The sequence below is a fragment of the Planotetraspora mira genome (assembly GCF_016863275.1).
Taxonomy (GTDB): Bacteria; Actinomycetota; Actinomycetes; order Streptosporangiales; family Streptosporangiaceae; genus Planotetraspora; species Planotetraspora mira.
In genome coordinates this window covers 358569-382220 of sequence record NZ_BOOO01000001.1, presented here as the reverse complement: position 1 = coordinate 382220, position 23652 = coordinate 358569, and the positions used below count along the sequence as shown (strand labels likewise).

Here is a 23652-nt window from a genome sequence, read left to right as displayed (position 1 = left end):
CCCGCCAGTGCGGCGGGAGCCCGGCCGTCGTGCCGAGCGGAAGCGACGCCGGCCGAGCAGCGGTGAGCAGGCCGATTCAGGCCTCGCCGGGTCTATGTGTCTACCCCTCCTCGACCAGCCCGAGGTGCACCCGGCCGCTCTCGTCGACCCGCCAGCCGGGGTTGTGGGCGATCTCCCAGATCACGCCGTTCGGGTCGGCGACATGGCCGTGGTAGCCCCCGAAAGCCGCGATCTGGGGACTCTTGACGAGCGTGCCGCCCGCCTCGACCGCGCGACGTACGGTGGCGTCGACGTCGTCGGGGGTCGGCACGTTGTGCGACAGGGTGAGACCTCCGAGTTCGCCGTCGGCCGTCGTTCCCCGCATGTCGGCGACGAACTGCGCCCTGTCGAAGAGGCCGAGGACCACGCCGGGGCCCACCTGGAAGAAGACGATCTCGCCCGGAACGTCCAGGAGCGCCGTCCAGCCCAGCCCCTCGCAGTAGAAGGCGCGCGCAGCGTCGAGGTCGGGCGTCGACAAGGTGATGAAGTGGATCCGTTGTTCCATCCCCCAAGCATGGGCTGGTCAGGGGGCGGCCGTCTTGAACGGATCGGACGCCGCGTCGCCTCGCGACAACAGGGGCACGCACTGATGCGGGTCTGTCCATTGAAAGAGAGACAGAGCCGTTCGTCTTACAGTCCCGGCGGCGGCGTGCGCCGTGACGGCGTTGGTCGACAGAAAAACTGTTTGGCGGGGCCGCGTCCGGGTTGATAGCGTTCCGGAGCCGTGACACCGCCCGAGGAGGTGAGACCCATGAACGCTGTACGCACGTGGGTGCTCCCTCACTTCGTTACGGTCGGGCGATTGACGTAGGTGTCGCCGGGAGCGCCGCACCAACAAGGCACTCCCGAAAGGCAGCAAACCTATGCATTCTGTGCGTTTCACCACGGAGACATCGTCGAACGGTGTCCTCGAACGCGACTTCATGGTGGGCGAAGTCCCCGGCGTGCTCTGGTCGCCCGTATCCGGCTCCGATCACGCCCCGCTGGTGCTGATGGGTCACGGCGGCGGCCTGCACAAGAAGACGCCGGCACTCATGGCCCGCGCTCACGACATCGTGACCACCCACGGTTTCACCGTGGCCGCCATCGACGCACCCGGACACGGCGACCGCCCGCGCACGGTGGAGGACGAGCAGGCCCGCGCCGACCTCCGGCAGGCCATGGCGGCGGGCGAGACCGAGCGCGTCGAGTCGGTCAGCGTCCGGTACGGCACCTCACTGGCGGAGCGTGCCGTGCCGGAATGGCAGGCGACCCTGGACGCCCTTCAGCGACTGCCGGAGATCGGCACCGAGGCGCCGATCGGCTACGGCGGTGGCATCACGTTGGGTACCGGGATCGGGATACCGCTGACGGCGACCGAACCCAGGATCACCGCCGCGATCTTCGGCGGCGGGTTCGTCGTCAAGGAGGCCCTGATCGAGGCGGCGAGGCGAATCACCGTTCCGGTCCAGTTCCTGCTCCCGTGGGACGACGAGCACGTCGACCGCCAATCCGCTCTCGCGTTGTTCGATGCCTTCGCCTCAAAGGAGAAGACGTTGCACGCCAACCCGGGAGATCACCGCACCATCCGCTGGTTCGGGCTCGACAACGACTTCCTGGTCCGGCATCTCGGCCGGACCGGCACGTCACCGGCCTGACCTGACACGACAGCGGTATCGGCGTCCGGCTCCGCATCGGGCGCCGATACCGCTGTCGCACCTCGTCGCAGCCGAGCATGGACAAGGAGGCGTCGTTCGAATGCCGCCCCTCACTCCTTCGCGGCCGCCGCCACGTGTTCAAGGACGTGTGTCGCCCACGTCTCCGGTGCCTCCAACGGGCTGAAGTGCCCGACGTTCTTCATGATGTGCAGGCTGTAGTCGCTGTAGTAGTCGTCCAGGGTGTCGCTCCATTCCGTGGGGAAGAGCGGGTCGCTGTCCGGCCACAGGATGGTGATGTTCTTGAAGAACCGGTCGGACGGAGCCGGCTTGGTCTCATTGGCGTAGTAGGTGATCGGGTTGCCTTCGGGGTGCCGGAACCACATCACGCTGGCCAGGAAGGCGCCCGGTGCGGAGTGGTTCTCGGTGAGGTGGTCGAGGAGTTCGTCGACGACGGAGGATCCGGGGGCCGACCAGTTCTGCAGGTTCTCCTTCAGCGCCGCCCGGACCGCGTCAGGCTTCCCGTCGATGAGATCCTCGACGAGTCTGGTTTTGTACAAAATGGCGTTCAGGAAGGCGTTGACGGCATCTTCCTCCAGGACCCGTCGCCCCACCCCCATGGTGGGCGGGGCGATGACCAGGGAGTGCGCGAGGTCGGGCCGCTTCATGGCGATGGTTTGGACGGTGAAACTGCCCACGTCGTAGCCGCACAGAACGGCGTCGCTGATGCCCAGTTCGTCAAGGAGCGCGATGACGCCGTCGACCTGGCCGCTGAGAGCGTAGGCATTGCCGACGTTCTCCAGATGGTTGTCGGATTGCCCGTAACCGCGCAGGTCGGGGACGACGACCTCGACACCGTCCCCCAAGAGAGGTACCAGGCGAGAGTATTCCTTGTGGTCCCCGGGATTGCCGTGCACGAGCACGACGGGCGTCCCGCTACCGGAGCGCTCGTAGTGGAGCCGGAATCCCTGTGTGGGCTGCGAAAACGGCATTGCATCCACCCCTCGACCGGTTGTCTGCTGGTGAAGTGCAGCGAATACGATTTTCAAAGTCGTCCGACTTTCTAAACGCTAGCACCGGCTCTCCAAGCGACACTGAGCGCCACAACGCGAAAGGCCACCGACCGCGCCTTCGATGCGGCGCCGGCCGATGGCCTTCCTTTGGACGTGAGTGCCCTTGATGTGCCTTGGACGGAAGCCGTACGGCTTTCCGTCCAGGTCAACGGCTCAGGAGATCACATCGACGGAGAGAGCTACCGGGAAGTGCGTCGCACATGGCTCGATCCATCGACGGGAGCCACGGCTGGCGCACCGGAATGAGCCCTGCATCCGCTCAGCCCGGTTCTTGCTGGATATCGGTGTAGCGACCGGGCATGACCATGCAGTACAGGCCGCCGGTCTCGTTGGTCATGCAGTAGACCGGCCGTGACGTGTCGAAGTCGCCCGCGTTGCGCTGCTCGCCGACTTTCTGGATTGTGATGTTCTGCGGGTTCTTGGGGGCCTCTTGCACAGGGTCCTTATCCCATGGGTGCCACGCCAGCAGGCCTCCACCGATACCGGCGAACAGGATCGCGGTGGCTAGCAGGCCATTGCCGACCCGGGGTTTCGTGGTCGTTGCCTGCGGCTGAGGCGGTGACGGCTGCGGTACAAGGGTCTCCGGGGACGACATGCCAGACAGTCAACATCATCGCTTCCCTGATCGGATAGGTGAGCGGGTGTGCTGCCCGCCGCCCAGGTCCAAAGCATCGACGGAGAGAACTACCGGAAAGTTCGTCACACGGCTCGATCCGTCGGCAGAAGCCACGGCTGGGAGTGAGCCCTGCACCTTCGCGCGCCGATTCGGATGTTGAAGCGGAACTCTGATCGTCACTCCACCGACGTGGGCGTTTCGCTCTCTGCGCTGGTCGAGCGGCCTTCCGGGCGTCACGTCGGTAGTTGTTCGTTGCCGACGTTTCACAGTGAATTGTGCCCCGTACGTGCCCCTGCGGGCTGCTGGTAGCGGGACTTTTTAGATACCTAGCGAGCTGCTCCGCCAGCGGAACGCAACGGGAACTGCAACGGAGACACCTCGACCGAAAGTGGTGGTCACATCGATCTGGTTGTCTGAACGCGTAACTGTGGGACCCGACATCCCTATTGCCATACTTGGCCGATGAACCCCGTGCACGACGAGCAGGTCCATGCCAGCGACCGATGGGTCTTCGGCCTCGAGGAGATTCCGGCGTCCGACAAGGGCGAGGACGGCGAGATCTACCGCGTCGCCTCCTCCTTCGGTCGGACGGTGATCAGGACTCCCGTGGGCACCCCGCAGACAGTGCAATGGGCGGCAGAGGAGATCGTCGCCCAGTGCGGACCCGAGTGGGTAGCCTCAGCGATCCTCTTACAGTGGCTCAGGATCGAGGCAGGAGACGAACGTCGGCTGGGAGTAGAAAGCTGCGTTCTGGAACGCATCTCCGATGATGAGATCCTCTTCCATGCCCACTACAACCAGTGGGAGGACATAACAGTGCCCATCTCCGACGTCCGGCGCATGCTGATCGACATGATGCACTTCATAACGAATGAAGCTCGTCGCCCACTACCGAGGTGGCGGATCAAGTACTTCAGCGAAAGAGACTGGACGCAAAAGCGCGTGGAGGGTTAAGGCAGATCGCCGCCACGTTGCGGTGCCCCTTGAACGTCGGCAGCTACATGGTCGGGCGTCGACGCACGCCAGACCACCTGACTGTCCATCCCGTCTGCGCCCCGGTCGGCCCGTGGAAGCTCGAACGCGCAATGCGAAAAGCCCGTGGCAAGGTGCAGGACCTTCCCACGGGCTTCCGGTTCCACGACTTGCGGCACTACCTCGCGTCACTCCTGATTGCCTCAGGCGCAGACGTGAAGGTAGTTCAGGCCCGCCTACGACATGCGAGCGCCGACACCTACGGCCACTTGTGGCCGGATTCCGACGAGTCGACGCGGGCCGCGATCGATGCGGTGCTTGTCGCTCGGACAGAACTGAGGCAGAACCAGACGGACACCGCGCGATGAACTTGCAGGTCACCGCGCGGTAACCGGTCACACGTCGTAGTAGAGCTCGAACTCGTGCGGGTGCGGGCGCAGCCGGATCGGGTCGATCTCGTTCTCGCGCTTGTACGCGATCCACGTCTCGATCAGGTCGGGCGTGAAGACGCCGCCCTCGAGCAGGAACTCGTGGTCGGCCTCGAGAGCCGCGAGGACCTCAGGCAGCGAGCCGGGAACCTGCGGAACCTGGCCGGCCTCCTCCGGAGGAAGCTCGTACAGGTCCTTGTCGACCGGCTGCGGCGGCTCGATCTTGTTACGGATGCCGTCGATGCCGGCCATGAGCTGCGCGGCGAACGCGAAGTACGGGTTGCACGACGGGTCCGGCACGCGGAACTCGATGCGCTTGGCCTTCGGGTTCGATCCCGTGATCGGGATGCGGATGCAGGCGGAGCGGTTGCGCTGGGAGTAGACCAGGTTGACCGGCGCCTCGTAGCCCGGCACCAGACGGTGGTAGGAGTTCACCGTCGGGTTGGTGAAGGCCAGCAGCGCGGGCGCGTGCTTGAGCAGACCGCCGATGTAGTAGCGGGCGGTGTCCGACAGGCCCGCGTAGCCCACCTCGTCGTAGAAGAGCGGCTCGCCGTCCTTCCAGAGCGACTGGTGGCAGTGCATGCCCGAGCCATTGTCACCGAAGAGCGGCTTCGGCATGAAGGTGACCGTGTGACCGGCCTCGATCGCCGTGCTCTTGATGATGTACTTGTACAGCATCAGGTTGTCGGCCGTCTTCAGCAGCGTGCCGAACCGGAAGTCGATCTCGGCCTGGCCCGCGGTGCCCACCTCGTGGTGCTGCATCTCGGTCTCGATGCCGGCGTCGATCAGGTTGCGGACCATCTGCGAGCGCAGGTCGGTGAAGTGGTCCATCGGCGGAACCGGGAAGTAACCGCCCTTGTAACGAGGCTTGTACCCGAGGTTGCCGCCCTCGGAGGCCTTGCCCGTGTTCCAGGCGCCCTCGACCGAGTCGATGTAGTAGTAGCCCGCGTTGGACTTCGTCTCGAAGCGGACGTCGTCGAAGATGTAGAACTCGGCCTCGGGGCCGAAGTACACGGTGTCCGCGATGCCGGTCCCCTTGAGGTACTCCTCAGCCTTGCGGGCGACGTTGCGCGGGTCGCGGCTGTAGGCCTCGCCGGTCAGCGGGTCGTGCACGAAGAAGTTGATGATCAGCGTCTTGTGCTGACGGAACGAGTCAAGCACCGCGGTCGTCGGGTCGGGCAGCAACAGCATGTCCGACTCGTGAATTGCCTGGAAACCGCGAATTGACGAACCGTCGAACATGAGGCCGTCGGTGAAGACGTTCGGACCAAAGTTCTCAACCGGGAAAGTGAAGTGGTGCGTCGTACCCGGCAGGTCCGTGAACCTGACGTCGACGAACTGCACACCCTCCTCACGGATGAACTTGAGGACGTCATCGGCAGAGTTAAACACTCTTGAACCTCCCAAGGGCATGTGCTAGCAGACCCGAAAATAGGCCGAGGCCGTTTCCGCTCGGTGTCTCGATTGTTTCGTGGGTGTTAAGGGGAGCGTCCCTTGACGCTATCCCCGGCGGTCGGGCGAAGGCCTGCTGACCCGCGCCGGTTGACCCACTCTTGTCCCGGCCCGCTAGGACTCTCCGCGCAGGTCACGTGCCCATGGTGGGCAGGCACCGGTGGCGTCCGGCCTGGTTCTCCCTCCGATCGTACGGGTCGACCTGTGGGCCCGAGGGCCCGGCCTCCCTCGGCTGGCCGGGAGTCCCGGGACTCCCGGGATGACCGGGAAGATCGGGATGGACGAACCCGTCCCCGGCGGCGCCGCGAAGGTCGCATCTGGTGCCGAAGGTGCTCCGTGCGATGCCGTCCACCCAGATCACGAGCCGGCCGCCCTCCCGGTAGGCGGAGATCCTCACCACGTAGTGGGCCACCACCCGCATCGTCGTCACCTGATCACCGTGCGGGCGGACCGCGTAGACGAACAGATAGTCCGATTTGATCGTGACGCCCTTCCGCCCCTTCGCGGCCGTCCCGGCGCGGTCCCGCCTGTCACCGCTCCGGGTCGCGGCGATCGTCGTCTCGCCGTCGACCTTGACGGTGTCCCCGTTCGGCTCCGCCGTACGGGGATCAAGACTGAACACCCATGTCCGGGTGTCGGGTGTGCCCGCCTTGTCGAGATGACGGGTGAACCACTTGCGCTGCCCGGGGTCGAGCAGCTTGACGAAGGCGTCAGGACTCTTCCCGCGAAGGGCGGCCGGGTCGAGATAGGCGGCGGCGAGCAGGCTCCGGACGCGGGAGAGCGCGGCCCCGACCTCCTCTTCGGTCAGCCCGCCCAGAGCCTCGGCCGTGGGCATGACGAGACCGGCCTTCCCATCGGCGAACGCGGCCGCCGGGGAGCCGGCGAAGGGATCTGCGAGGCGCGGCAACTCCTGCCCGGCGTCGTCGTCCGCGATGGGAGTGAGGATCGGATCGGCCCTCGCGACAGTGGGGGCGTCGCCGTACCGGGGGCTGGGAGTGTCGCCCTGGCCGGGATCGCCGAGCATGTCAGGGCTGAGGCTGATGATGAGGCCGATGAGCACGACCAGCCCGGACAACACGATCACCACGATCGGGAGTGCCCCCCGGCGGTCGAAGCGCCGGCGGGGAGCGACCACAGGAGACTCATCGGGATCTTCGGCCGGGTCGTCGGCGAGGCCCTCGGCCTCCTCGGTGAGACGCCTGATCTCGTCCTTGTCGAACTGGGCGATCAGCGCTTCGAAGCGCGCGTCGATGTCGTCGGGATCCCTCGGCCGCATCGTTCCCTCCCATGGATGAAACAGGCGGAAAAAAGCCGATCGCCGTGCCCATGATGAACGGCTTAGCCTCCGAGCGGAAGACCGATCACCGGCCCCGATACGCTGGGGGACCATGAGTGACCGGCAGCCCCGATGGACACAGACCTGGCTCGGAGGCGTGCGGGCGGCCGGAGCCGACTTCGGCTACCCGGGACAGCGGCTGGACCTGCCCGAGGAGGGGTCCGGCTCCGTCTCGGGCTTCGGCAGGAGGCTCGCCGCGATCGCGGTCGACTGGCTGGTGTGCACGGTGGCGATCGCCCGGGGCCTGCTGCACGCCGATCCCCGGGATCAGGGCTGGATCGGTCTCGCCGTCTTCGCCGCGGAGTACATCCTGCTCGTCGGCACCCTGGGGATGACCTTGGGCATGCGGCTGTTCGGGATCCGGGTGGCCGCGATCGAGGGCGGCGGCCGCCCCGCGTTCCTGCCCGTGCTGATCCGCACGTTCCTGCTGTGCCTCGCCGTACCGGCGCTGATCTGGGACAGGGACCGCCGCGGCCTGCACGACCGTGCCGCCGGCACGGTCGTGGTCAAGATCTAGCAGGCTCGTACGGCACGGCCGCGGACGTGCCTCACGGCCGGCGGCACTGGAAGATCGCGGTCCCGGGGAAGAGCCGGCCGCGAAGAGGGCTCCAGCCGCCCCAGATCTGCTCGTGTTCCTCCGGCCACTCCGGTTCGACCAGCCCGGTCAGAGTGAGGCCCGAGGACACGATCAGGGCCACCCAGTCGCTCATCGTCCGGTGGTGCTCCACGTAGGACGGCACACCGTCGTCGGAGAACTCGACGTACGGCGTCCGGTCGAAATACGAGCGGTCGGCCGTGAGACCCCCCGGCCCGGGGTCGTCGGGGAACGCCCACCGGATCGGATGGCTGACCGAGAACACGAACCTTCCGCCCGGGCGCAACACCCGGCGGATCTCGGACAGCACCGCCCCGGCGTCCGCCACGAACGGCAGCGCCCCGAAGGCCGAGCAGGCGAGATCGAACGAGCCGTCCGCGAACGGCAGGACCTCGGCGTCGGCCTGGACGACGGGCAGCGCCCCGCCGGTCGACAGGTCGATGCGGCGGGAGTGTTGCAACTGCCGGTGGGAGAGATCGAACCCGGCGACCGAGGCGCCCCGGGCGGCCAGCCACCGGCCGCACTGCCCGGCCCCGCAGCCCACCTCCAGGACGTTCCTGCCCGCCACCTCGCCCAGGAGGTGCGCGTCGGCCTCGTCCAGTCCCTCAGGGCACCAGATGAAACCGTCGTCACGCAGGAACTCGCCGTGCTCCGCCTGGTAGTCGTCGGCCTCGCCGTCCCACCAGCCGCGGTTGGCCGTGGAGGCCTCCGCGCGCGAGACCGCCCTCCTGCCGACGTCCATCCTGGAACCCCCCGAGAACCTTCTGCCGGCCCGCCTGAGCGGGATCCACGAGATCCGTGCGGATCAACGGGGCCGCTGCTGCGAGCGCGGCATCGGGCCCTTTGGAATCGGCATCGCCGGGGTCAGCGCGCGCATGCGGTTGTTGACCTCGGAGACGACCGGCTTCTTCAGGTTGCGGGGGAGCTTCATCAGGTGCCGCTGAAGCTTGGCCAGCGGCACCTGGCCCTCACCGTTGCCGCACTGGATGTCGTACACCGGGACGTCGATGGCGACCCGCTGGACGCGCTTCTTCTCCGCGACGAGCATCTTCTGCACCCGGGTCCCCGGCCCCTCGGAGACCAGGACGATGCCGGGATAGCCGACGACGCGGAACACCACGTCCTGGTCGCGGTTGAACGCCGCCGGCTTCTCATCGACGTACCAGTTGCCGCGCATGTTCTTCATGACGGCGAGGCTCGCGCCGGGCTGACCGTCCATCATCGAGTACTGCGCGCGCTGAGACCTCCGGCCGAACAGGAACATGCCGACCAGGACGGCGGCGAACACGCCGGTGACGTACCAGGTCCAGCCGAAGAACAGGCCCAGCACCACGAACACGACGAGCGTCCCGAGGGCCGACGCGTACACGATCGGCATGGCCTTGGGATCGCCTTGCTTGGTGATCTGGACCAGCATCCGGATCTGCTTGAGCCGTCCGGGAGCCGCAGGGTCTTTCGCCATGGTCTGAAGGATACAAATCTCAGGGTGGATTAATGAAAACGAGACCGATCAGAGGGTCTGCCGCGCGGCGATCGCCTGCTGGTACAGACGCCCGGCGCGGTAGGACGAGCGGACGAGCGGCCCGGACATGACGCCGGCGAAGCCGATCTCCTCGGCCTCCCGCTGCAGCTCGACGAACTCTTCCGGCTTCACCCATCGGTCCACCGGGTGGTGGCGCGGAGTGGGCCGGAGGTACTGCGTGATCGTTACCAGGTCGCATCCGGCGTCGTGCAGGTCGCGGAGGGCCTGGGTGATCTCCTCGCGCTCCTCGCCCATGCCGAGGATGAGGTTCGACTTGGTGACCAGACCGGCCTCGCGGGCCATGGTGATGACCTGCATGGACCGGTCGTAGCGGAAGGCGGGCCTGATCCGCTTGAAGATCCGCGGCACGGTCTCGATGTTGTGGGCGAAGACCTCGGGCCGGGAGGAGAAGACCTCCTCGAGCTGCCCGCGGTCGCCGTTGAAGTCCGGCACGAGCAATTCGACGCCGCAGCCGGGGACCATCGCGTGGATCTGCCGCGCGGTCTCCGCGTACAGCCAGGAGCCGCCGTCGGGCAGGTCGTCACGGGCGACACCGGTCACCGTGGCGTAGCGGAGGCCCATCTGGGTCACCGACTCGGCCACGCGGCGCGGCTCGTCCCTGTCGTACTCGGCCGGCTTGCCGGTGTCGATCTGGCAGAAGTCGCAGCGCCGGGTGCACTGGTCACCGCCGATGAGGAAGGTGGCCTCCCGGTCCTCCCAGCACTCCGAGATGTTGGGACATCCGGCTTCCTGGCAGACCGTGTGCAGTCCCGCGCCCTGCACCAAGGATTTGATCTCGTTGAAATTGGGGCCGTTGTGCAGCCGCGTCTTGATCCACGGCGGCTTCTTCTCTATGGGGGTCTGGCTGTTGCGCACCTCCAGGCGGAGGAGCTTGCGGCCTTCTGGTGCAACCGTCACGCGTTCAGCTTATTACCTCGGCCAAATCTTCCTCGTACAGGTCGTACGCCTCGGCGCCGAGGGCCTCCGCCAGGCGTTTTCCCGCGGAGGGGATGACCTGCTCGACGGTGATGCGACGTCCGGTCTCCGCCGACAGGGAGGTGACGCCGCCGTCGCCCGCCGCCGCGGGCCGGATGCGGTCGTACCAGCTCAGGTCGTTGACGCAGTTGAGCGCGAAGCCGTGCATGGTCACGCCGCGGGACACCCGGATGCCGATGCTGCCCAGGCGGCGGTCGTCCAGACCCCGCAGGGGATCGCCGGGCACCCACACCCCGCCCCGGCCCTTCACCCGGCTCGCCGCGACCCCGAAGTCGTCGCAGACCTGGATCAGCACCTCCTCGAGGAGGTGGACGTAGGCGGAGACGTCGTCGATCCGGATGATGGGATAGCCGACGAGTTGGCCGGGGCCGTGCCAGGTCATGTTCCCGCCGCGGTCGACGTCGATGACCGGCGTGCCGTCGGTGGGCCTTTCGTCCGGACGCGTCCGCTTGCCCGCCGTGTAGACGGGTGCGTGCTCCAGCATGAGGCACAGATCGGAGACCTCGCCGGCCACCCGCCGGTCGTGTGCACGCCGCTGCGTGCTCCACGCCTGCTCGTACGGAACGTCGACACCCATCCGAACGATGGCCAAGCCCTTCACGTCCTAAAGGGTAGAGGCCAGCTGACGAGGTTCGATACGGAACTCCTTGACTCCCGCGCCGTCACGCTCGATGCGGTAGGCGTAACCGCTGGGATCGACGGTGACCGCCTGGATGAATTCGGTGCCGACGTAGTGGAGTGCGACGCCCTCGTCGGCGGCGTATCCCTCGGGCAACTCGCCGGACGCCACGGACTCGTGCAGCAGTTTGCGGCGCTGCGCGTCGGAGTTGTAGTGCACGCCGCAGGAGTACGGCAGGAGGCCGAGACCCTCGGACCAGGGCCGCAGTTCGGGACCGAAGGAGTCGGTGTTGCCGCCGACGTGCCAGCACAGGGCGCCCGCGCTCTGGCCGGACAGCACGATGCCGGACCGCCAGGCCTCGGCGAATGCCTCGTCGAGGCCGTGGAGCCGCCACAGGGCGGCGAGGTTGGCGACGCTTCCGCCGCTGACGTAGATGGCGTCCTGCTCGAGGATCCACTCACGCGCGTCGGCGACGTTGGGCATCGGGAAGACGGTGAGGTGGCTGACCTCGACGTCCCAGTGGCTGAACGCGCCGTACATCTTGAGCAGCCAGTCGGCGTCGTCACCGGTGGCGGTCGCGAGGATGCCCAGCTTCGGACGGTCCTCGCCGGTGAGGTCCAGCACGTAGCGCATCAGACCCGTCGGCTCGATGAATCCGTACCGTTCCGTCTGCCGGAACGACCCCCCGCCGATCGCGACGATGTGCGACTGCCCGATCCGGCTCATTGTTCACTCCAGTGTCAGAAGAAGGACTCACTAGAGTACGGCCGCCAGTGCCTCTCCGAGGGTGGGATGGGTGAACCGGTAGCCCGCGTCGAGCAGGCGCCGGGGGACGGCGCGCTGGCCGATGAGGAGTCCCTCCTGTGCGAACTCCCCGAGTGCGAGCCGCAGTGCGAAGGCCGGGGCGGGGACGGGCATGGTCGGCCTGTGGAGCGCCTTGGCGAGTTCCCTGGTGAACTCGGCGTTCGTGACCGGCTCCGGCGCCGTCAGGTTGACCGGCCCCGACATCCCCTCGTTCGCCAGCAGGAAGCAGGTGGCCGCCACCCAGTCGGGCAGGGAGATCCACGACATGTACTGCCTGCCGCTTCCCAGCGCCGCGCCCGCTCCGATCTTGAAGATCGGCAGCATCCGGCCGAGCGCTCCGCCGTGCCCGCTGACCACGAAGCCCGTCCGCAGGCGCACGACCCTGATTCCGGCGTTCTCCGCGGGCGCGGCCGCATGTTCCCACTCACGCGCGAGGCCGGCGAGGAACCCCTTGCCCGCCGGCGCGGACTCGTCCACGACGCGGTCCCCGGTGTCGCCGTAGAACCCCACCGCGGAGCCGGACAGCAGGACGCGCGGCTTGCGGTCCAGTGCGGCCATGGCCTTCGCGAGGGTCCGGGTGCCCGGCACCCGGCTGGCGAGGAGCTTGCGCTTGTACTCGGGCGTCCATCTGTGGTCGCCGACGCTCGCGCCGGCGAGATGGACGACCGCGTCCACGCCCTCCAGGACTGCGGGGGCCAGGACCCCTCCTGCCGGGTCCCAGAAGGCCTCATCCGGGTTTTGCGGGCAGTGCCGTACGAGTCTGAGGATCTGGGCTCCGGCTCCCCGCAGAGACTCGATCAGGGCCGAGCCGAGCAGGCCGGACGAGCCGGTCACCGCGATCGTCATTTCATCCACGTTAGGGCTTCTACCCCACCCCGCCCGCCGATGCGGGCGCTCCCGCGAAAGGACGCCGCTCGGTGGGCCTCCCGGGACGGTGAGGAGCCCGTGAAACGGCGGAAGCCGCCCCGCGCGACGGCGAGGCGGCTTCCGGACGGCGACCGCCCGGGTGCCGGGCGGGCGCGACCGTGTCAGGCGAGCCCGAGCTGGCCCTCGAAACGGCCCTCCTCGAGGCGGCGCTTGATCGTGGTGAGGAAGCGCGCGGCGTCGGCGCCGTCGACCAGGCGGTGGTCGTAGGTCAGCGCCAGGTACACCATCGAGCGGACCGCGATGACCTCGCCGTCGGGGGTGTCCACGACGACGGGGCGCTTGACGACCGAGCCGGTGCCGAGCATGCCGACCTGCGGCTTGTTCAGGATCGGCGTGTCGAACAGCGCGCCGCGGCTGCCGGTGTTGGTCAGCGTGAACGTCCCGCCGCCCAGCTCGTCCGGGCCGATCTTGTTGGTGCGGGTGCGCTCGGCCAGGTCGGCGATCTTGCGAGCCAGCCCGGCGATGTTCAGGTCACCGGCGTTCTTGGCGACCGGGACGATGAGGCCGCGCTCGGTGTCGACCGCGATGCCGAGGTTCTCGACGTCGTGGTAGGTCACCTCGCTCGTCTCGTCGTTGATCACGGCGTTGAGCTTGGGGTGAACCTTCAGCGCCTCGACCGCGGCCAGGGCGAAGAACGGCATGAACGACAGCTTCACGCCCTCGCGGGCCTCGAAGGCCGCCTTGGCGCGCGAGCGCAGCGTGGCCACGCGCGTCACGTCGACCTCGACGACCGTGGTGAGCTGCGCGGAGGTCTGGAGCGACTCCAGCATCCGGTCGGCGATGACCTTGCGCAGGCGCGTCATCTTCTGCGTGGTGCCCCGCAGCGTGGTGTCCACCTTGACCGGCTCGGGAGCGGCGGCCGGGGTGGCCGCCACGGCCTGAACGGGAGCCGGAGCGGCGGCGGCCTGCGGTGCGGGCGCGGGAGCCGCGGCGGCGGCCTGCTCGCGCTGCACGCGGGCCGCCTCGATGACGTCCTGCTTGCGGATGCGGCCGCCCACGCCGGTGCCGGTCAGGGCGTCCAGGTCGACGCCGTGCTCGGCCGCGAGCTTGCGGACCAGCGGCGTGACGTACGGGCTCTCGCTCGACGAGGGGAGCGGGGCCGGCTCGACGGCGGGCGTGGTCGCGATCGGCGTGACGGGGGCCGGAGCCGGGCTCGGCGCGGGAGCCGGTGCGGGCGGCGTCACGACGGCGGGCGCGGGCTGCGGGATCGAGGAGATCGGCTGCACCGGGGGCTGGGCCGGCGCGGGCGGCGCGGCCTGGACCGGGGCGGGAGCCGGCTCGGGCTCGGGGGCGGGCTCGGGCTCGGCGACCGGAGCCGGCGCCGCGGCGGGAGCCGGAGCGGCGGCCGCGCCGTTGGAGTCGATCAGAGCGAGTTCGGCGCCGACCTCGACGGTCTCGTCCTCAGCAACAATGATCTTGGTGAGATAACCCGCCGAGGGCGAGGGGATCTCGGTGTCGACCTTGTCGGTCGACACCTCAAGAAGCGGCTCGTCCGCCTCGACGTGGTCGCCTTCGCTCTTCAGCCAGCGGGTGACGGTGCCCTCGGTAACGCTCTCACCGAGCTGGGGCATTGTTACGGAGACCGGCATGGTCCTTCTCTCTCGCGTTTCCTAGAGGGCTTAGTTGTGTACGTGCAGCGGCTTGCCGGCCAGGGCCAGCATCGCCTCGCCGAGAGCCTCGGACTGGGTGGGGTGCGGGTGGATCAGCTGGGCGACGTCGGTGGTCGTGGCCTCCCAGTTGAAGATCAGCTGAGCCTCCGCGATGAGCTCGCCGACACGGCTGCCCACCATGTGCACGCCCAGGACCCGGCCGTCGCGCTCGGAGACGACCTTGACCTCGCCCTGAGTCTGGAGGATCTTGCTCCGTCCGTTCCCCGCGAGGTTGTAGGCGAGCTCGACGACGTCGTGACCCCGTTCCCGGGCGACGGCCGTGCTGATGCCCACCGACGCCACCTCGGGCTCGGAGTAGGTGATGCGCGGCACGCCGTCGTAGTCGATCGGCACCGGGTTCAGGCCGGCGATGTGCTCGGCGACCAGGATGCCCTCGGCGAATCCGACGTGGGCAAGCTGCAGGGTGGGGATGAGGTCGCCCACCGCGTACACGCCCGGCACGTTGGTCTGGCAGTACTCGTTGACCAGGACGTAACCGCGGTCGACCGCGACGCCCGCCTCCTCGTAACCGAGGCCGGCGGAGACCGGTCCGCGCCCGACGGCGACGAGCATGAGCTCCGCGTCGAGGGTCTTGCCGTTCTGCAGGGTGACGACCACGCCGGTGTCGGTGGTCTTGACGCTCTCGAACCGGGCGCCCAGCTCCGACTTGATGCCGCGGCGGCGGAAGGCCCGCTCGAGCAGCTTGGAGTTGGACTCGTCCTCGAGCGGGAGCAGGTGGGGGAGCGCCTCGACGATCGTGACCTCTGCGCCGAAGGAGCGCCACACGCTGGCGAACTCGACGCCGATCACACCGCCGCCGAGGACGACGACCGAGGACGGCACGCGGTCGAGGACCAGCGCGTGCTCGCTGGAGATGACCTTGTCACCGTCGATGTCGAGGCCGGGCAGCGACTTCGGCACCGATCCGGTCGCCAGCACCACATGGCGGCCTTCGAAGATCTGGTCACCGACCACGACGCGGTTCGGGCCGGCCAGACGGCCCTCGCCCTCGACCACGGTGATCTTCTTGCTCTTGATGAGGCCGGCGAGGCCCTTGTAGAGCCCGCTGACCACCTTGTCCTTGTAGGAGTGGACCCCGGGGACGTCGATGCCCTCGAGCTTGGTGCGGACGCCGAAGGCCTCGCCTTCGCGGGCCTGGTCGGCCAGTTCCGCCGCGTGCAGCAGGGCCTTGGTGGGGATACAGCCCCGGTGCAGACAGGTGCCGCCGACCTTGTCCTTCTCGATGAGGACGACGTTCAGGCCGAGCTCCGCCGCTCGCAGGGCGCAGGCGTAACCACCGCTGCCGCCACCCAGGATCACTATGTCGAAGGGGCCGCTGCCATCAGCCACTGGAATGCTCCTCGCTGGATTCACGCACCGCCGGATCGATCCGACAGCATCTTTTCATTTGTCTGTGAAGATCGGGGTTCAGTTGCCGGCGTAGCGCTCGGCGATGCCGATCAGCGTGCGAGTGATCGCGCCGGTGCCGCCCTTGGGCGTGTAGCCGTGCGGCTCACCCTTGTTGAACGCGGGGCCCGCCATGTCGACATGAGCCCAACGAATGCCGTCCGGCACGAATTCCCGCAGGAAGATGCCCGCGGCGAGCATGCTGCCCCAGCGCTCGGGCTGGAGGTTGGCGATGTCGGCCACCGGGGAGTCGAGGCCCTTGCGCAGCTCCTCGGGGAGGGGCATGCCCCAGGCGCTCTCGCCCACGCCGCCGGCGATCTCCACGACCTCCTCGCGCAGGGCGTCGTCGTTGGACATGACGGCGGCCGTGCGCCATCCGAGGGAGACGATCTGCGCGCCGGTCAGGGTGGCGACGTCCACGATCAGGTCGGGGGAGTCCTCCGCGGCGCGGGCGATGCCGTCGACCAGAACCAGGCGGCCCTCGGCGTCGGTGTCGAGCACCTCGACCGTCTTGCCGCTGTAGGTGTGGAGCACGTCGGAGGGGCGCTGGGCGGAACCGGACGGCATGTTCTCCGCGATGCAGAGATAACCGACGGCGTTGACGGCGAGGCCGAGCCGGGAGACCGCCAGGAGCGCGCCGAGCACGGCGGCCGCGCCGCCCATGTCGGACTTCATCCAGTCCATCGAGGCGGCGGGCTTGAGCGAGAGGCCGCCGGAGTCGAACGTGATGCCCTTGCCGACGAAGGCGACCGTCCGCGTGGCGTCAGGGTGCCGGTAGCCGAGCCGGACGAGGCGGGGCGGGTTGACCGAGCCCTGGCCGACGCCGACGATGCCGCCGAAGCCCTGCTTGCGCAGCTCGGAGTCGTCGAGCACGTCGACGGACAGTCCGGCCTCGCCGCCGACCTCCTGCGCGATCTCCGCGAACTTGCCCGGCCACAGGTCGGACGGGGGCGTGTTGACGAGGTCGCGGACCAGGTCGACGACGCCGGCCACCGTGGTGGCGCGCTGGAGCGCCTCCTCGGCGCCCGCGGCGGCGGACGACACGACCAGCTCGCCGACCGGGGCCTTCTTGTCCCCGTTGGTGCGATATTTCGAGAAGCCGTATGCGCCCAGCAGGCCGCCGGTCGCGATGGCCTCGGCCTGCTCGGCCGTGGCGGCGGGCAGGGCCAGGACGGCGGAGGCCGTGCCGGCGAGGGTCCTCGCTGCGGCGCCCGCGGCGCGGCGCAGGGTCTCCAGCTCGTAGTCACCCTCGGGGGCGGCGCCCAGTCCGACGGCGATGACGACCGGTGCGGGCAACGCCCCGAGCGTCGGGATCTTGGCGATTTCCTCGGCCTTGCCCGCGAATCCCACTGTGGTGAGGATTTCGGCGAACCGGCCGTCGAAGGCCTGGTCGAGTCCGTCCGCACCTGGGGCCGTCCGGGGTCCTTCCGGAGAGGCATGGATGCCGACGATCAATGCATCGGTCTCGATGGAGACCGATTGAGAGGCGTTGAGGCGCACTGTGGTCACGTGAGCCGATGCTAGCCCTGCTTACTCCCCCACGCATAAACGAGGGTTCGTCCTACGAATGACCGCGTCGGGCCGGGCCCCCAACAGGCAGTGGGGTGATCATGCACAGGCTCGGTGATATGCCGCCCGACCAGCCCTGATTTCAGGCGTGATCATGCGCGGATTCGATGATCACGTGCCTGACCGGCGACGTCACGATTTGTGATCATGCGCGAGTTCGCGGGAAGGCCGTTTCGCCGGGAAATCGCCGGGAAACCGGCCGTCAAAGCAGGACCCAGACGAGCAGGCTCACGGTCGTGGCGGTCTCGACCAGCGCGCCGAGCACGTCGCCCGTGATGCCGCCTAGCCGTCGTACGGCCCGCCGGCGCAGCAGGGCGGCGGCGGCGAGCCCCGCCGTCAGCGAGAGCACGAGGACGAGCAACATGCTTGCGGGGACGCCGATCGCCTCGCAGAGGCGGGCCGGGCCCACGGCCACGGAAGCCTTGCCTGCCGACCAGAGGTCGGGGACGGCCGGGCAGGCGGATCCCGTCCAGAAGTGAGCGGGTCCCGTCCAGAGGTGGATCGAGAGTGCCGCCAGGGCGAGGACGGCCGCCGACACCGCCGTCGTCGTGATCGCCTGGCTCCGCCGTACGGCGCCGGCGACGAGGGCCCCGAGGCCGTCGGGGCGCGCGGGGGGCACGCCTTCACGGCAGGCCCAGGTCGCGGCGAGTCTGCCCGTGGTGCAGGCGGCCACGAGGGCGAGTGCTCCGTACAGGGGCGCCGGATGCGGCGCGGCGGTCTGGACCCGTGCGATCGAGACGATCTGGACGAGGAGCGTGAAGATCAGTGTGACGACGCCGAACGGCCCGATGTCCGACTGCTTCATGATGTCGAGCGCCCGCTGCGACGGCGCGCGGCTGCCCAGCCCGTCGGCGAGGTCGGCCAGCCCGTCCAGATGGAGCCCGCGGGTCAGCCAGGCCAGCGTGCCGACGGCGAGCGTCGCGGCCAGAGGCGCGGACCCCGACAGGTACTGCACGATGAGGAGGACCCCCGCTGCCACGAGCCCCAGCGACATGCCGGCGAAGGGCGCCAGTGCCATGCCACGGCCGGCGACCGCGCGGTCGACGGTCCCGATGCGCACCGGGAACACGGTCAGCATGCCGACCGTGAACCGCCATGCGGAAAGAAGGCCAGGCTGTTGCGGCGTTCCGGACACAACCGACGATCGTACTGACCGGGGACGGCCCGGCTCAGAGCGGCAGCGGCAGCACCCGTCCCGCGACGACCAGAGCCGCGTCCTCCGATTCCTGCGCGAGCCGCTGGTTGAGCCTGCCGAGCGCGTCGCGGAACAGCCGTCCGCTCGCGGTGGCGGGGATCACCCCGAGCCCGACCTCGTCGCTCACCGCCACGACCCGGCCGGGCGCCCGCCGCCAGGCCGCCACGAGATCGTCGCAACGCCGGGCGACCTGGTCGGCCGCGGGAACCTCGGACTCGTCCGCGGAGCCGGGCTGTCCGGGCCACGCGCCGCACTCGTCGAAGACCGCCGCCAGCCAGGTCCCGAGCCCGTCGATCAGGAGCGTGCCCGGTGGGTCCGCGAGCAGGGGAGCGAGGTCGGTGGTCTCCACCGTCCGCCAGTGCGCAGGGCGGCGGTCCCGATGGGCCTTCACCCGGGCCAGCCAGGACGGGTCGTCGCCGCCCGACGGCCCCGTCGCCACATAGGTCACGTCGGGGTCGGCGGCCACGCGTAACTCGGCCTCCGCCGACTTGCCCGAACGGGAGCCGCCGAGCAGCAGCGTGCGGCCCCGGGGCCGGGGAGGAGCCTCGTCCGGCGGGCCATGGACGACGACGCCGAACGAGGTCCCGTCGGGTACGGCTCTCGCGTCCCAGAACGCGAGCCTCCTGGCCAGCTCGGCCTCCGAGGTGACGCGATGGTCGACGCCCACGGCGACCACCTGTGTCTGAGGGGACACCAGCCCGCGACGGCGCAGGTCGCCGAGGCGTTCCGGCCGGTCGAGGAGGTCGATGAGCACCAGATCGAAGGGTTCCGGCGCGTGCGGCCGCGAGCCGGGCCGCCGGGAGGCGGCGGAGTGGAGGAGGCGCCCTCCGTCAGGCGCGATGACCTCGTCGCCGTCGGGCCCCCGCCTCACCTCGTATCCCTCGGGCAGTGCCTGACCGGGAAGCCACGGATGACCGTCGAGGAGGATCGACGCCGGTCTGCGGTGCCCGGGGGCCAGGCGTCCGCAGGACGCGCATCCGCAGCCGGGGGCGGGCCAGCCCTCTGGCCCGGCCGTGCCCTCCAGGTAGACCTCCACGCGACCTCCGGTTCTTCACGAGGTGCCCGACCCTAGCGCCGCGCACCGACGTTCCCGGCACGCGCCTCGCCCCCCGCCGAGCCCACGCCGATATAGGGTCGGCTGCATCCCACGGGGGGAGACCCACGTGGTGAGGACGGTTCGGAAAGGGCGTGCGGGCATGACATGGCGCTGGCGTTACGAGGACGCTAAGGGCGGCGAGCTGACGGACCGCCCGCTGCCGCGTGAGATCTTCTCCAGCCAGGCCGACGCCGAGTCGTGGCTGGGAGAGACCTGGCGCGACCTGCTCGAGACCGGTGTCGAGCAGGTCACGCTCATGGAGGACGAGCGCGTCGAATACGCGGGGATGTCCCTGCGCCAGGCCTGACGGGGTTTGCGCCAGGCCTGACGGGGTTTGCGCCAGGCCTGACGGGGTTACGGACGCCGGGCGGGGCTCACGGTTTTGGCGGGATCGCGTTCCACCACGGAGCCGAGCACCTCGTCGATCTTCTTCATGGCGTCCGCGTCGAGCGTGACGCCGGACGCCTTGACGTTGTCCCGGACCTGCTCGGGACGGCTCGCGCCCACGATGGCCGACGAGACGTTGGGGTTCTGCAGCACCCAGGCGACGGCGAGCTGGGCCATCGTGAGGCCGTGGTCCGCAGCGATGGGCTTGAGGTCCTGCACGCGCTGGAGCACGTCGTCGTGGAGGAGGCGGCTGATGAAGTTGGCCCCGCCGGACTCGTCCGTCGCGCGCGATCCCGAGGGCGGCGGCTGACCGGGCAGGTACTTGCCCGTGAGCACGCCCTGCGCGATCGGAGAGAAGACGACCTGGCCGATGCCCTCCTTCTCCGACAGGGGGACGACCTCGGCCTCGATGACCCGCCACAACATGGAGTACTGCGGCTGGTTGGAGACGAGCCGGTCGAAGCCCATGTCATCGGCGATCTTGACGGCCCGGGCGATCTGCTCGGCCGACCACTCGCTGACCCCGACGTACAGGACCTTGCCCTGCCGTACGAGATCGTCGAAGGTCTTGAGGGTCTCCTCGAGAGGCGTCTCGACGTCGTAGCGGTGGGCCTGGTAGAGGTCCACGTAGTCGGTCTGCAGCCGCCGGAGCGATCCGTGGATCGACTCGGTGATGTGCTTGCGGGACAGACCCCGGTCGTTGCGGCCGGGACCGGTCGGCCAGTAGACCTTGGTGAAGATCTCCAGCGACTCGCGGCGCACGCCCTTCAGCGCCCGCCCGAGAACCTCCTCGGCCTTCGTCCCCGCGTAGACGTCGGCGGTGTCGAACGTGGTGATGCCCTCGTCGAGCGCCGCCTGCACGCACGCGCGCGCCGCGTCCTCCTCGACCTGAGAGCCGTGGGTGATCCAGTTGCCGTAGCTGATCTCGCTGACCATGAGACCGCTGCGGCCGAGATGGCGGTGTTCCATGATCCGACACATTAGATCAAATGCCGTCACATGTGACCGTGTCCCGCACGCATCGCCATGACCGCGTGCGGGAAGACCACGAGCGGGCGCATCATGCCCTCATCCTGGTGTTCCAGCAGGTGGCAGTGGTAGGCGAAGCGCCCGGTCGCCCCCTCGAACCGGCCGGCGATGGTGACGACCTCGTTCACGCCGACCTGGATGACGTCCTTGAGGCCCTTCTCGCCCTCCTCCAGCACCCCGGCCTGCTTGTACGCGATGGGCTTGGTCGTGGCGCCCATCGTCGCGTCGAATCCACTGATGTCGTAAATATCCCGAGAAAGGGCTTGGAAGCGCATCAGGTGGATGTGCATCGGGTGCGGGAAATCGGTGGCGTTGATGAACGTCCAGAGCTCCCAGGCGCCCTCCATCGCGAAGTAGTTGACGACGTCGTCCGGCCCGTTGGCGATGCGCCGGTAGGTGAGGACGTTGCCGTCCGCGGTCTTGAGCTGGACGATCCCGTCGGTCCCGAGCTTGACGGAGTCGGCGTTCACCTTCTCCATCTCCCACATCTCCGAGTGCTTGCCCCCGCCCACCTTGGTGAGCACGATCCGGTGCGTACGGTCCACCGGGAGGCTGTCGTGGGTGGTCCGGACGAAGCCGGGGGAGACGACCCGCGGCAGTTCGAAGGTGTCGCCGCCGCGGTGTCCGCCCTCCTGTTCACGGTTGCGCCCCGCGGCCGGCCGGCCGACCCGGAACTGCATGACCTCCGGGTACGGGATGCCCGCCGCCGGTTCGCCCGGTGTGGTGCCGGCGAGGGTGTTGACCAGGCGCAGGCGCTTCCCCTGGTACGCGCTGAAGTCGATCAGCACGTCGGCGCGCTCGCCCGAGGCGAGTGACAGGAAGGGCTCGATCGGCACGGGCGAGTGAAGCAGGCCGCCGTCGGTGCCGATCTGCTTGATCGCGCCGGTGACGGGCTTGCCGGTCGTCTCGTCGATCAGCGCCAGCCGGAAGGTTCTGGAGTTGGCCGCGTTCAGCACGCGGAACCGGTACCAGCGGGGCTCGACGTCCAGATGGGGCCAGATGATCCCGTTCACCAGCGTGTACGGCCCCTCGAACGGCCGGGTGACCCGCTGGATCTCGTTCCTGAACGTCACCTTGTGCAGGAGCCGGCCGGTGAGCAGGCCCGAGGAGTCGGTCTCCAGGTTCCGGTCACACAGGACGAGAGGCATCTCGTACCCGTCCCTCGGCAGCCCGAGCGCGTCCTCCTCCTCGTCCCTGATCCAGTACATGCCGAACAGGCCGGCGAACAGGGTCCAGGTCGAGGTGTGCATCGCGTGGTCGTGGTACCACAGGGCCGCGGAGGGCTGCTTGTTCAGGTACTCCGAGTACTGCACCTCGCCCGCCAGGTGCCCGTTCTCCGACCAGCCGTCCTGGCCGCCCCCGGTGATCGCGCCGTGCAGGTGGACCACCAGCCAGGGCGGGATCCCCGCGACGTCGTCCCGCGGCACGGCGCCGCCGCTCCCGGGCAGCGTGTTCGGCAGCGTGGGCTTGCCGACCTCGGCGAACGCCTGCACCGCCGTCACCGGGACGGTCTCGTTCTCGATCCGGTTCGTCCAGGCGACCCGCAGACGCTGCTCGCGGCGCACCTCGATCGTCGGGCCGGGGAAGCAGCCCTCGTACGTCCACAGCCGGGTCGGCGGAAGCTGCGAGTGCAGGCGCTTGGTCACGGCCCGCATCTCGATCGACAGTTCCCCGCCGGCCGGTCTGATCATGGGAGGGATGTACAGGGCGTCGGCGAACGGCGTCAGCGTGGCCGTCACCGGCCCGTCCGCGCCCGCGAGGTCCCGGCCCCCTCCGCCCGGTCCGGCCCGCCCCTCACCGGCTCCCGGCTCTCCTGGCGTCCCGGATGCGACGGGCGGCTCCGGTGTCCCGGACGGGACCGGTGTCCCGGGGACTCCTGTGGCCCGCTCCGCGTTCGCGGCCGTCGTCGGCGCCGTGGCGCCCGCCACGGCGACGGCCGTCGCGAGCCCGAAGAACTTCCGCCTGCTGGTGTCCAATGGTTCAGCCCCTTGTCGAGATCGTTTCGCCCCCCAGCGATCCGACGGCAAATCCTGGAGCGTAGTGGCGGGGGCTTCGAAGATCATCGTGAAACGCCACGGGTGAGGGCTGAACTTGATCGCACCTTGGCCCGACCGGGGGTTCGGGCCGAGGGAACCCGGTCGGTCCGATGGGGTTCGAGAGGGCCCGGCCGGTCCGATGGGGTTCGGGAGTGGACGTCCACCTTGCGGTGAACGGAGGCGCCCGGGCACGCCTGGTCCGGTTCGCCCCGCATACGACAACGGCGCCGGTGGCCGTGGAGGCCGCCGGCGCCGTGCCGTGATCAGAAAA

The 23652-nt window shown here is 69.0% G+C and carries 23 protein-coding genes; 5 read left to right on the top strand and 18 right to left on the bottom strand.

Features of this window, described 5'->3' with window-relative positions; all coding sequences use genetic code 11:
• Positions 1-100: 100 nt before the first annotated feature.
• Positions 101-544, bottom strand: coding sequence for a VOC family protein (locus Pmi06nite_RS01755; protein ID WP_203950977.1), 444 nt, complete (start codon positions 542-544; stop codon positions 101-103).
• A gap of 358 nt (positions 545-902) precedes the next feature.
• Between Pmi06nite_RS01755 and Pmi06nite_RS01750 the strand changes: the two genes are divergently transcribed.
• A complete protein-coding gene (locus Pmi06nite_RS01750) occupies positions 903-1676 on the top strand; it encodes an alpha/beta fold hydrolase (RefSeq protein WP_239113470.1) in 774 nt (257 codons plus the stop codon).
• A 110-nt stretch (positions 1677-1786) separates the two neighbouring features.
• On the opposite strand, the gene Pmi06nite_RS01745 is transcribed toward Pmi06nite_RS01750, so the two are convergent.
• Entirely contained in the window at positions 1787-2665 is an 879-nt protein-coding gene (locus Pmi06nite_RS01745; RefSeq protein ID WP_203950976.1) for an alpha/beta fold hydrolase, read from the bottom strand.
• A gap of 340 nt (positions 2666-3005) precedes the next feature.
• On the bottom strand, positions 3006-3341 hold the full coding sequence (locus Pmi06nite_RS01740; RefSeq protein WP_203950975.1) for a hypothetical protein: 336 nt from the start codon (positions 3339-3341) through the stop codon (positions 3006-3008).
• Between the two features lie 483 nt (positions 3342-3824).
• On the opposite strand from Pmi06nite_RS01740, the gene Pmi06nite_RS01735 reads away from it, so the two are divergent.
• A complete protein-coding gene (locus tag Pmi06nite_RS01735; protein ID WP_203950974.1) occupies positions 3825-4316 on the top strand; it encodes a hypothetical protein in 492 nt (163 codons plus the stop codon).
• Between the two features lie 47 nt (positions 4317-4363).
• On the top strand, positions 4364-4702 hold the full coding sequence (locus tag Pmi06nite_RS01730) for a tyrosine-type recombinase/integrase (protein ID WP_203951026.1): 339 nt from the start codon (positions 4364-4366) through the stop codon (positions 4700-4702).
• A 27-nt stretch (positions 4703-4729) separates the two neighbouring features.
• Here the strand turns inward: Pmi06nite_RS01730 and glnA are convergent, their stop codons facing one another.
• Both glnA and Pmi06nite_RS01720 read right to left on the bottom strand, forming a co-directional pair.
• On the bottom strand, positions 4730-6154 hold the full coding sequence (gene glnA / locus Pmi06nite_RS01725) for a type I glutamate--ammonia ligase (RefSeq protein WP_203950973.1): 1425 nt from the start codon (positions 6152-6154) through the stop codon (positions 4730-4732).
• Positions 6155-6347: 193 nt separating this feature from the next.
• Positions 6348-7490: a DNA glycosylase family protein gene (locus tag Pmi06nite_RS01720; RefSeq protein WP_203950972.1), complete on the bottom strand. Its 1143-nt coding sequence runs from the start codon at positions 7488-7490 to the stop codon at positions 6348-6350.
• A 112-nt stretch (positions 7491-7602) separates the two neighbouring features.
• On the opposite strand from Pmi06nite_RS01720, the gene Pmi06nite_RS01715 reads away from it, so the two are divergent.
• Positions 7603-8067, top strand: coding sequence for an RDD family protein (locus Pmi06nite_RS01715; protein ID WP_203950971.1), 465 nt, complete (start codon positions 7603-7605; stop codon positions 8065-8067).
• A 31-nt stretch (positions 8068-8098) separates the two neighbouring features.
• Here Pmi06nite_RS01715 and Pmi06nite_RS01710 read toward each other — a convergent pair whose 3' ends face one another.
• From Pmi06nite_RS01710 to Pmi06nite_RS01660, 11 genes are all read right to left on the bottom strand, one after another.
• Positions 8099-8887: a class I SAM-dependent methyltransferase gene (locus Pmi06nite_RS01710; protein WP_203950970.1), complete on the bottom strand. Its 789-nt coding sequence runs from the start codon at positions 8885-8887 to the stop codon at positions 8099-8101.
• A 63-nt stretch (positions 8888-8950) separates the two neighbouring features.
• Positions 8951-9607: a DUF4191 domain-containing protein gene (locus Pmi06nite_RS01705; protein ID WP_203950969.1), complete on the bottom strand. Its 657-nt coding sequence runs from the start codon at positions 9605-9607 to the stop codon at positions 8951-8953.
• Between the two features lie 48 nt (positions 9608-9655).
• Positions 9656-10585 (bottom strand): lipoyl synthase, encoded by a 930-nt coding sequence (lipA, locus tag Pmi06nite_RS01700; protein WP_203950968.1) that lies wholly within the window; start codon positions 10583-10585, stop codon positions 9656-9658.
• Positions 10586-10589: 4 nt separating this feature from the next.
• Positions 10590-11264 carry a lipoyl(octanoyl) transferase LipB gene (lipB, locus tag Pmi06nite_RS01695; protein WP_239113468.1) on the bottom strand — a complete coding sequence of 225 codons (675 nt, stop codon included), beginning with the start codon at positions 11262-11264 and terminating at the stop codon, positions 10590-10592.
• A gap of 3 nt (positions 11265-11267) precedes the next feature.
• A complete protein-coding gene (locus Pmi06nite_RS01690; RefSeq protein ID WP_203950967.1) occupies positions 11268-12008 on the bottom strand; it encodes a Type 1 glutamine amidotransferase-like domain-containing protein in 741 nt (246 codons plus the stop codon).
• A gap of 30 nt (positions 12009-12038) precedes the next feature.
• A complete protein-coding gene (locus Pmi06nite_RS01685) occupies positions 12039-12932 on the bottom strand; it encodes a TIGR01777 family oxidoreductase (protein WP_203950966.1) in 894 nt (297 codons plus the stop codon).
• A gap of 182 nt (positions 12933-13114) precedes the next feature.
• Positions 13115-14602 carry a 2-oxoglutarate dehydrogenase, E2 component, dihydrolipoamide succinyltransferase gene (gene sucB, locus Pmi06nite_RS01680; RefSeq protein ID WP_203950965.1) on the bottom strand — a complete coding sequence of 496 codons (1488 nt, stop codon included), beginning with the start codon at positions 14600-14602 and terminating at the stop codon, positions 13115-13117.
• A gap of 30 nt (positions 14603-14632) precedes the next feature.
• A complete protein-coding gene (lpdA, locus tag Pmi06nite_RS01675) occupies positions 14633-16012 on the bottom strand; it encodes a dihydrolipoyl dehydrogenase (RefSeq protein ID WP_203950964.1) in 1380 nt (459 codons plus the stop codon).
• Between the two features lie 78 nt (positions 16013-16090).
• Positions 16091-17578, bottom strand: a complete 1488-nt coding sequence (locus Pmi06nite_RS01670; protein WP_203950963.1) for a leucyl aminopeptidase — start codon at positions 17576-17578, stop codon at positions 16091-16093.
• A gap of 262 nt (positions 17579-17840) precedes the next feature.
• Complete coding sequence (locus Pmi06nite_RS01665) at positions 17841-18773, bottom strand: adenosylcobinamide-GDP ribazoletransferase (protein ID WP_239113467.1); 933 nt, start codon at positions 18771-18773, stop codon at positions 17841-17843.
• Between the two features lie 34 nt (positions 18774-18807).
• On the bottom strand, positions 18808-19869 hold the full coding sequence (locus Pmi06nite_RS01660; protein ID WP_203950962.1) for a bifunctional adenosylcobinamide kinase/adenosylcobinamide-phosphate guanylyltransferase: 1062 nt from the start codon (positions 19867-19869) through the stop codon (positions 18808-18810).
• A 160-nt stretch (positions 19870-20029) separates the two neighbouring features.
• Between Pmi06nite_RS01660 and Pmi06nite_RS01655 the strand changes: the two genes are divergently transcribed.
• Positions 20030-20236 carry a hypothetical protein gene (locus tag Pmi06nite_RS01655; RefSeq protein WP_203950961.1) on the top strand — a complete coding sequence of 69 codons (207 nt, stop codon included), beginning with the start codon at positions 20030-20032 and terminating at the stop codon, positions 20234-20236.
• Positions 20237-20283: 47 nt separating this feature from the next.
• Here Pmi06nite_RS01655 and Pmi06nite_RS01650 read toward each other — a convergent pair whose 3' ends face one another.
• Together Pmi06nite_RS01650 and Pmi06nite_RS01645 are read right to left on the bottom strand one after the other, a co-directional pair.
• Positions 20284-21285: an aldo/keto reductase family protein gene (locus tag Pmi06nite_RS01650; protein WP_203950960.1), complete on the bottom strand. Its 1002-nt coding sequence runs from the start codon at positions 21283-21285 to the stop codon at positions 20284-20286.
• Positions 21286-21311: 26 nt separating this feature from the next.
• Positions 21312-23321 carry a multicopper oxidase family protein gene (locus Pmi06nite_RS01645; RefSeq protein WP_203950959.1) on the bottom strand — a complete coding sequence of 670 codons (2010 nt, stop codon included), beginning with the start codon at positions 23319-23321 and terminating at the stop codon, positions 21312-21314.
• Positions 23322-23652: the final 331 nt, after the last annotated feature.

What these genes read in the sequence shown, in the direction of transcription:
- Pmi06nite_RS01730 (WP_203951026.1), top strand. Translation starts at nt 4,364, where the DNA reads ATGGTCGGGCGTCGACGCACGCCAGACCACCTGACTGTCCATCCCGTC.
- Pmi06nite_RS01720 (WP_203950972.1), bottom strand. Translation starts at nt 7,490, where the DNA reads ATGCGGCCGAGGGATCCCGACGACATCGACGCGCGCTTCGAAGCGCTG.
- Pmi06nite_RS01655 (WP_203950961.1), top strand. Translation starts at nt 20,030, where the DNA reads ATGACATGGCGCTGGCGTTACGAGGACGCTAAGGGCGGCGAGCTGACG.
- Pmi06nite_RS01705 (WP_203950969.1), bottom strand. Translation starts at nt 9,607, where the DNA reads ATGGCGAAAGACCCTGCGGCTCCCGGACGGCTCAAGCAGATCCGGATG.
- Pmi06nite_RS01685 (WP_203950966.1), bottom strand. Translation starts at nt 12,932, where the DNA reads ATGACGATCGCGGTGACCGGCTCGTCCGGCCTGCTCGGCTCGGCCCTG.
- Pmi06nite_RS01735 (WP_203950974.1), top strand. Translation starts at nt 3,825, where the DNA reads ATGAACCCCGTGCACGACGAGCAGGTCCATGCCAGCGACCGATGGGTC.
- Pmi06nite_RS01690 (WP_203950967.1), bottom strand. Translation starts at nt 12,008, where the DNA reads ATGAGCCGGATCGGGCAGTCGCACATCGTCGCGATCGGCGGGGGGTCG.
- Pmi06nite_RS01740 (WP_203950975.1), bottom strand. Translation starts at nt 3,341, where the DNA reads ATGTCGTCCCCGGAGACCCTTGTACCGCAGCCGTCACCGCCTCAGCCG.
- sucB (WP_203950965.1), bottom strand. Translation starts at nt 14,602, where the DNA reads ATGCCGGTCTCCGTAACAATGCCCCAGCTCGGTGAGAGCGTTACCGAG.
- Pmi06nite_RS01745 (WP_203950976.1), bottom strand. Translation starts at nt 2,665, where the DNA reads ATGCCGTTTTCGCAGCCCACACAGGGATTCCGGCTCCACTACGAGCGC.
- Pmi06nite_RS01650 (WP_203950960.1), bottom strand. Translation starts at nt 21,285, where the DNA reads ATGGAACACCGCCATCTCGGCCGCAGCGGTCTCATGGTCAGCGAGATC.
- Pmi06nite_RS01755 (WP_203950977.1), bottom strand. Translation starts at nt 544, where the DNA reads ATGGAACAACGGATCCACTTCATCACCTTGTCGACGCCCGACCTCGAC.
- Pmi06nite_RS01750 (WP_239113470.1), top strand. Translation starts at nt 903, where the DNA reads ATGCATTCTGTGCGTTTCACCACGGAGACATCGTCGAACGGTGTCCTC.
- Pmi06nite_RS01710 (WP_203950970.1), bottom strand. Translation starts at nt 8,887, where the DNA reads ATGGACGTCGGCAGGAGGGCGGTCTCGCGCGCGGAGGCCTCCACGGCC.
- Pmi06nite_RS01715 (WP_203950971.1), top strand. Translation starts at nt 7,603, where the DNA reads ATGAGTGACCGGCAGCCCCGATGGACACAGACCTGGCTCGGAGGCGTG.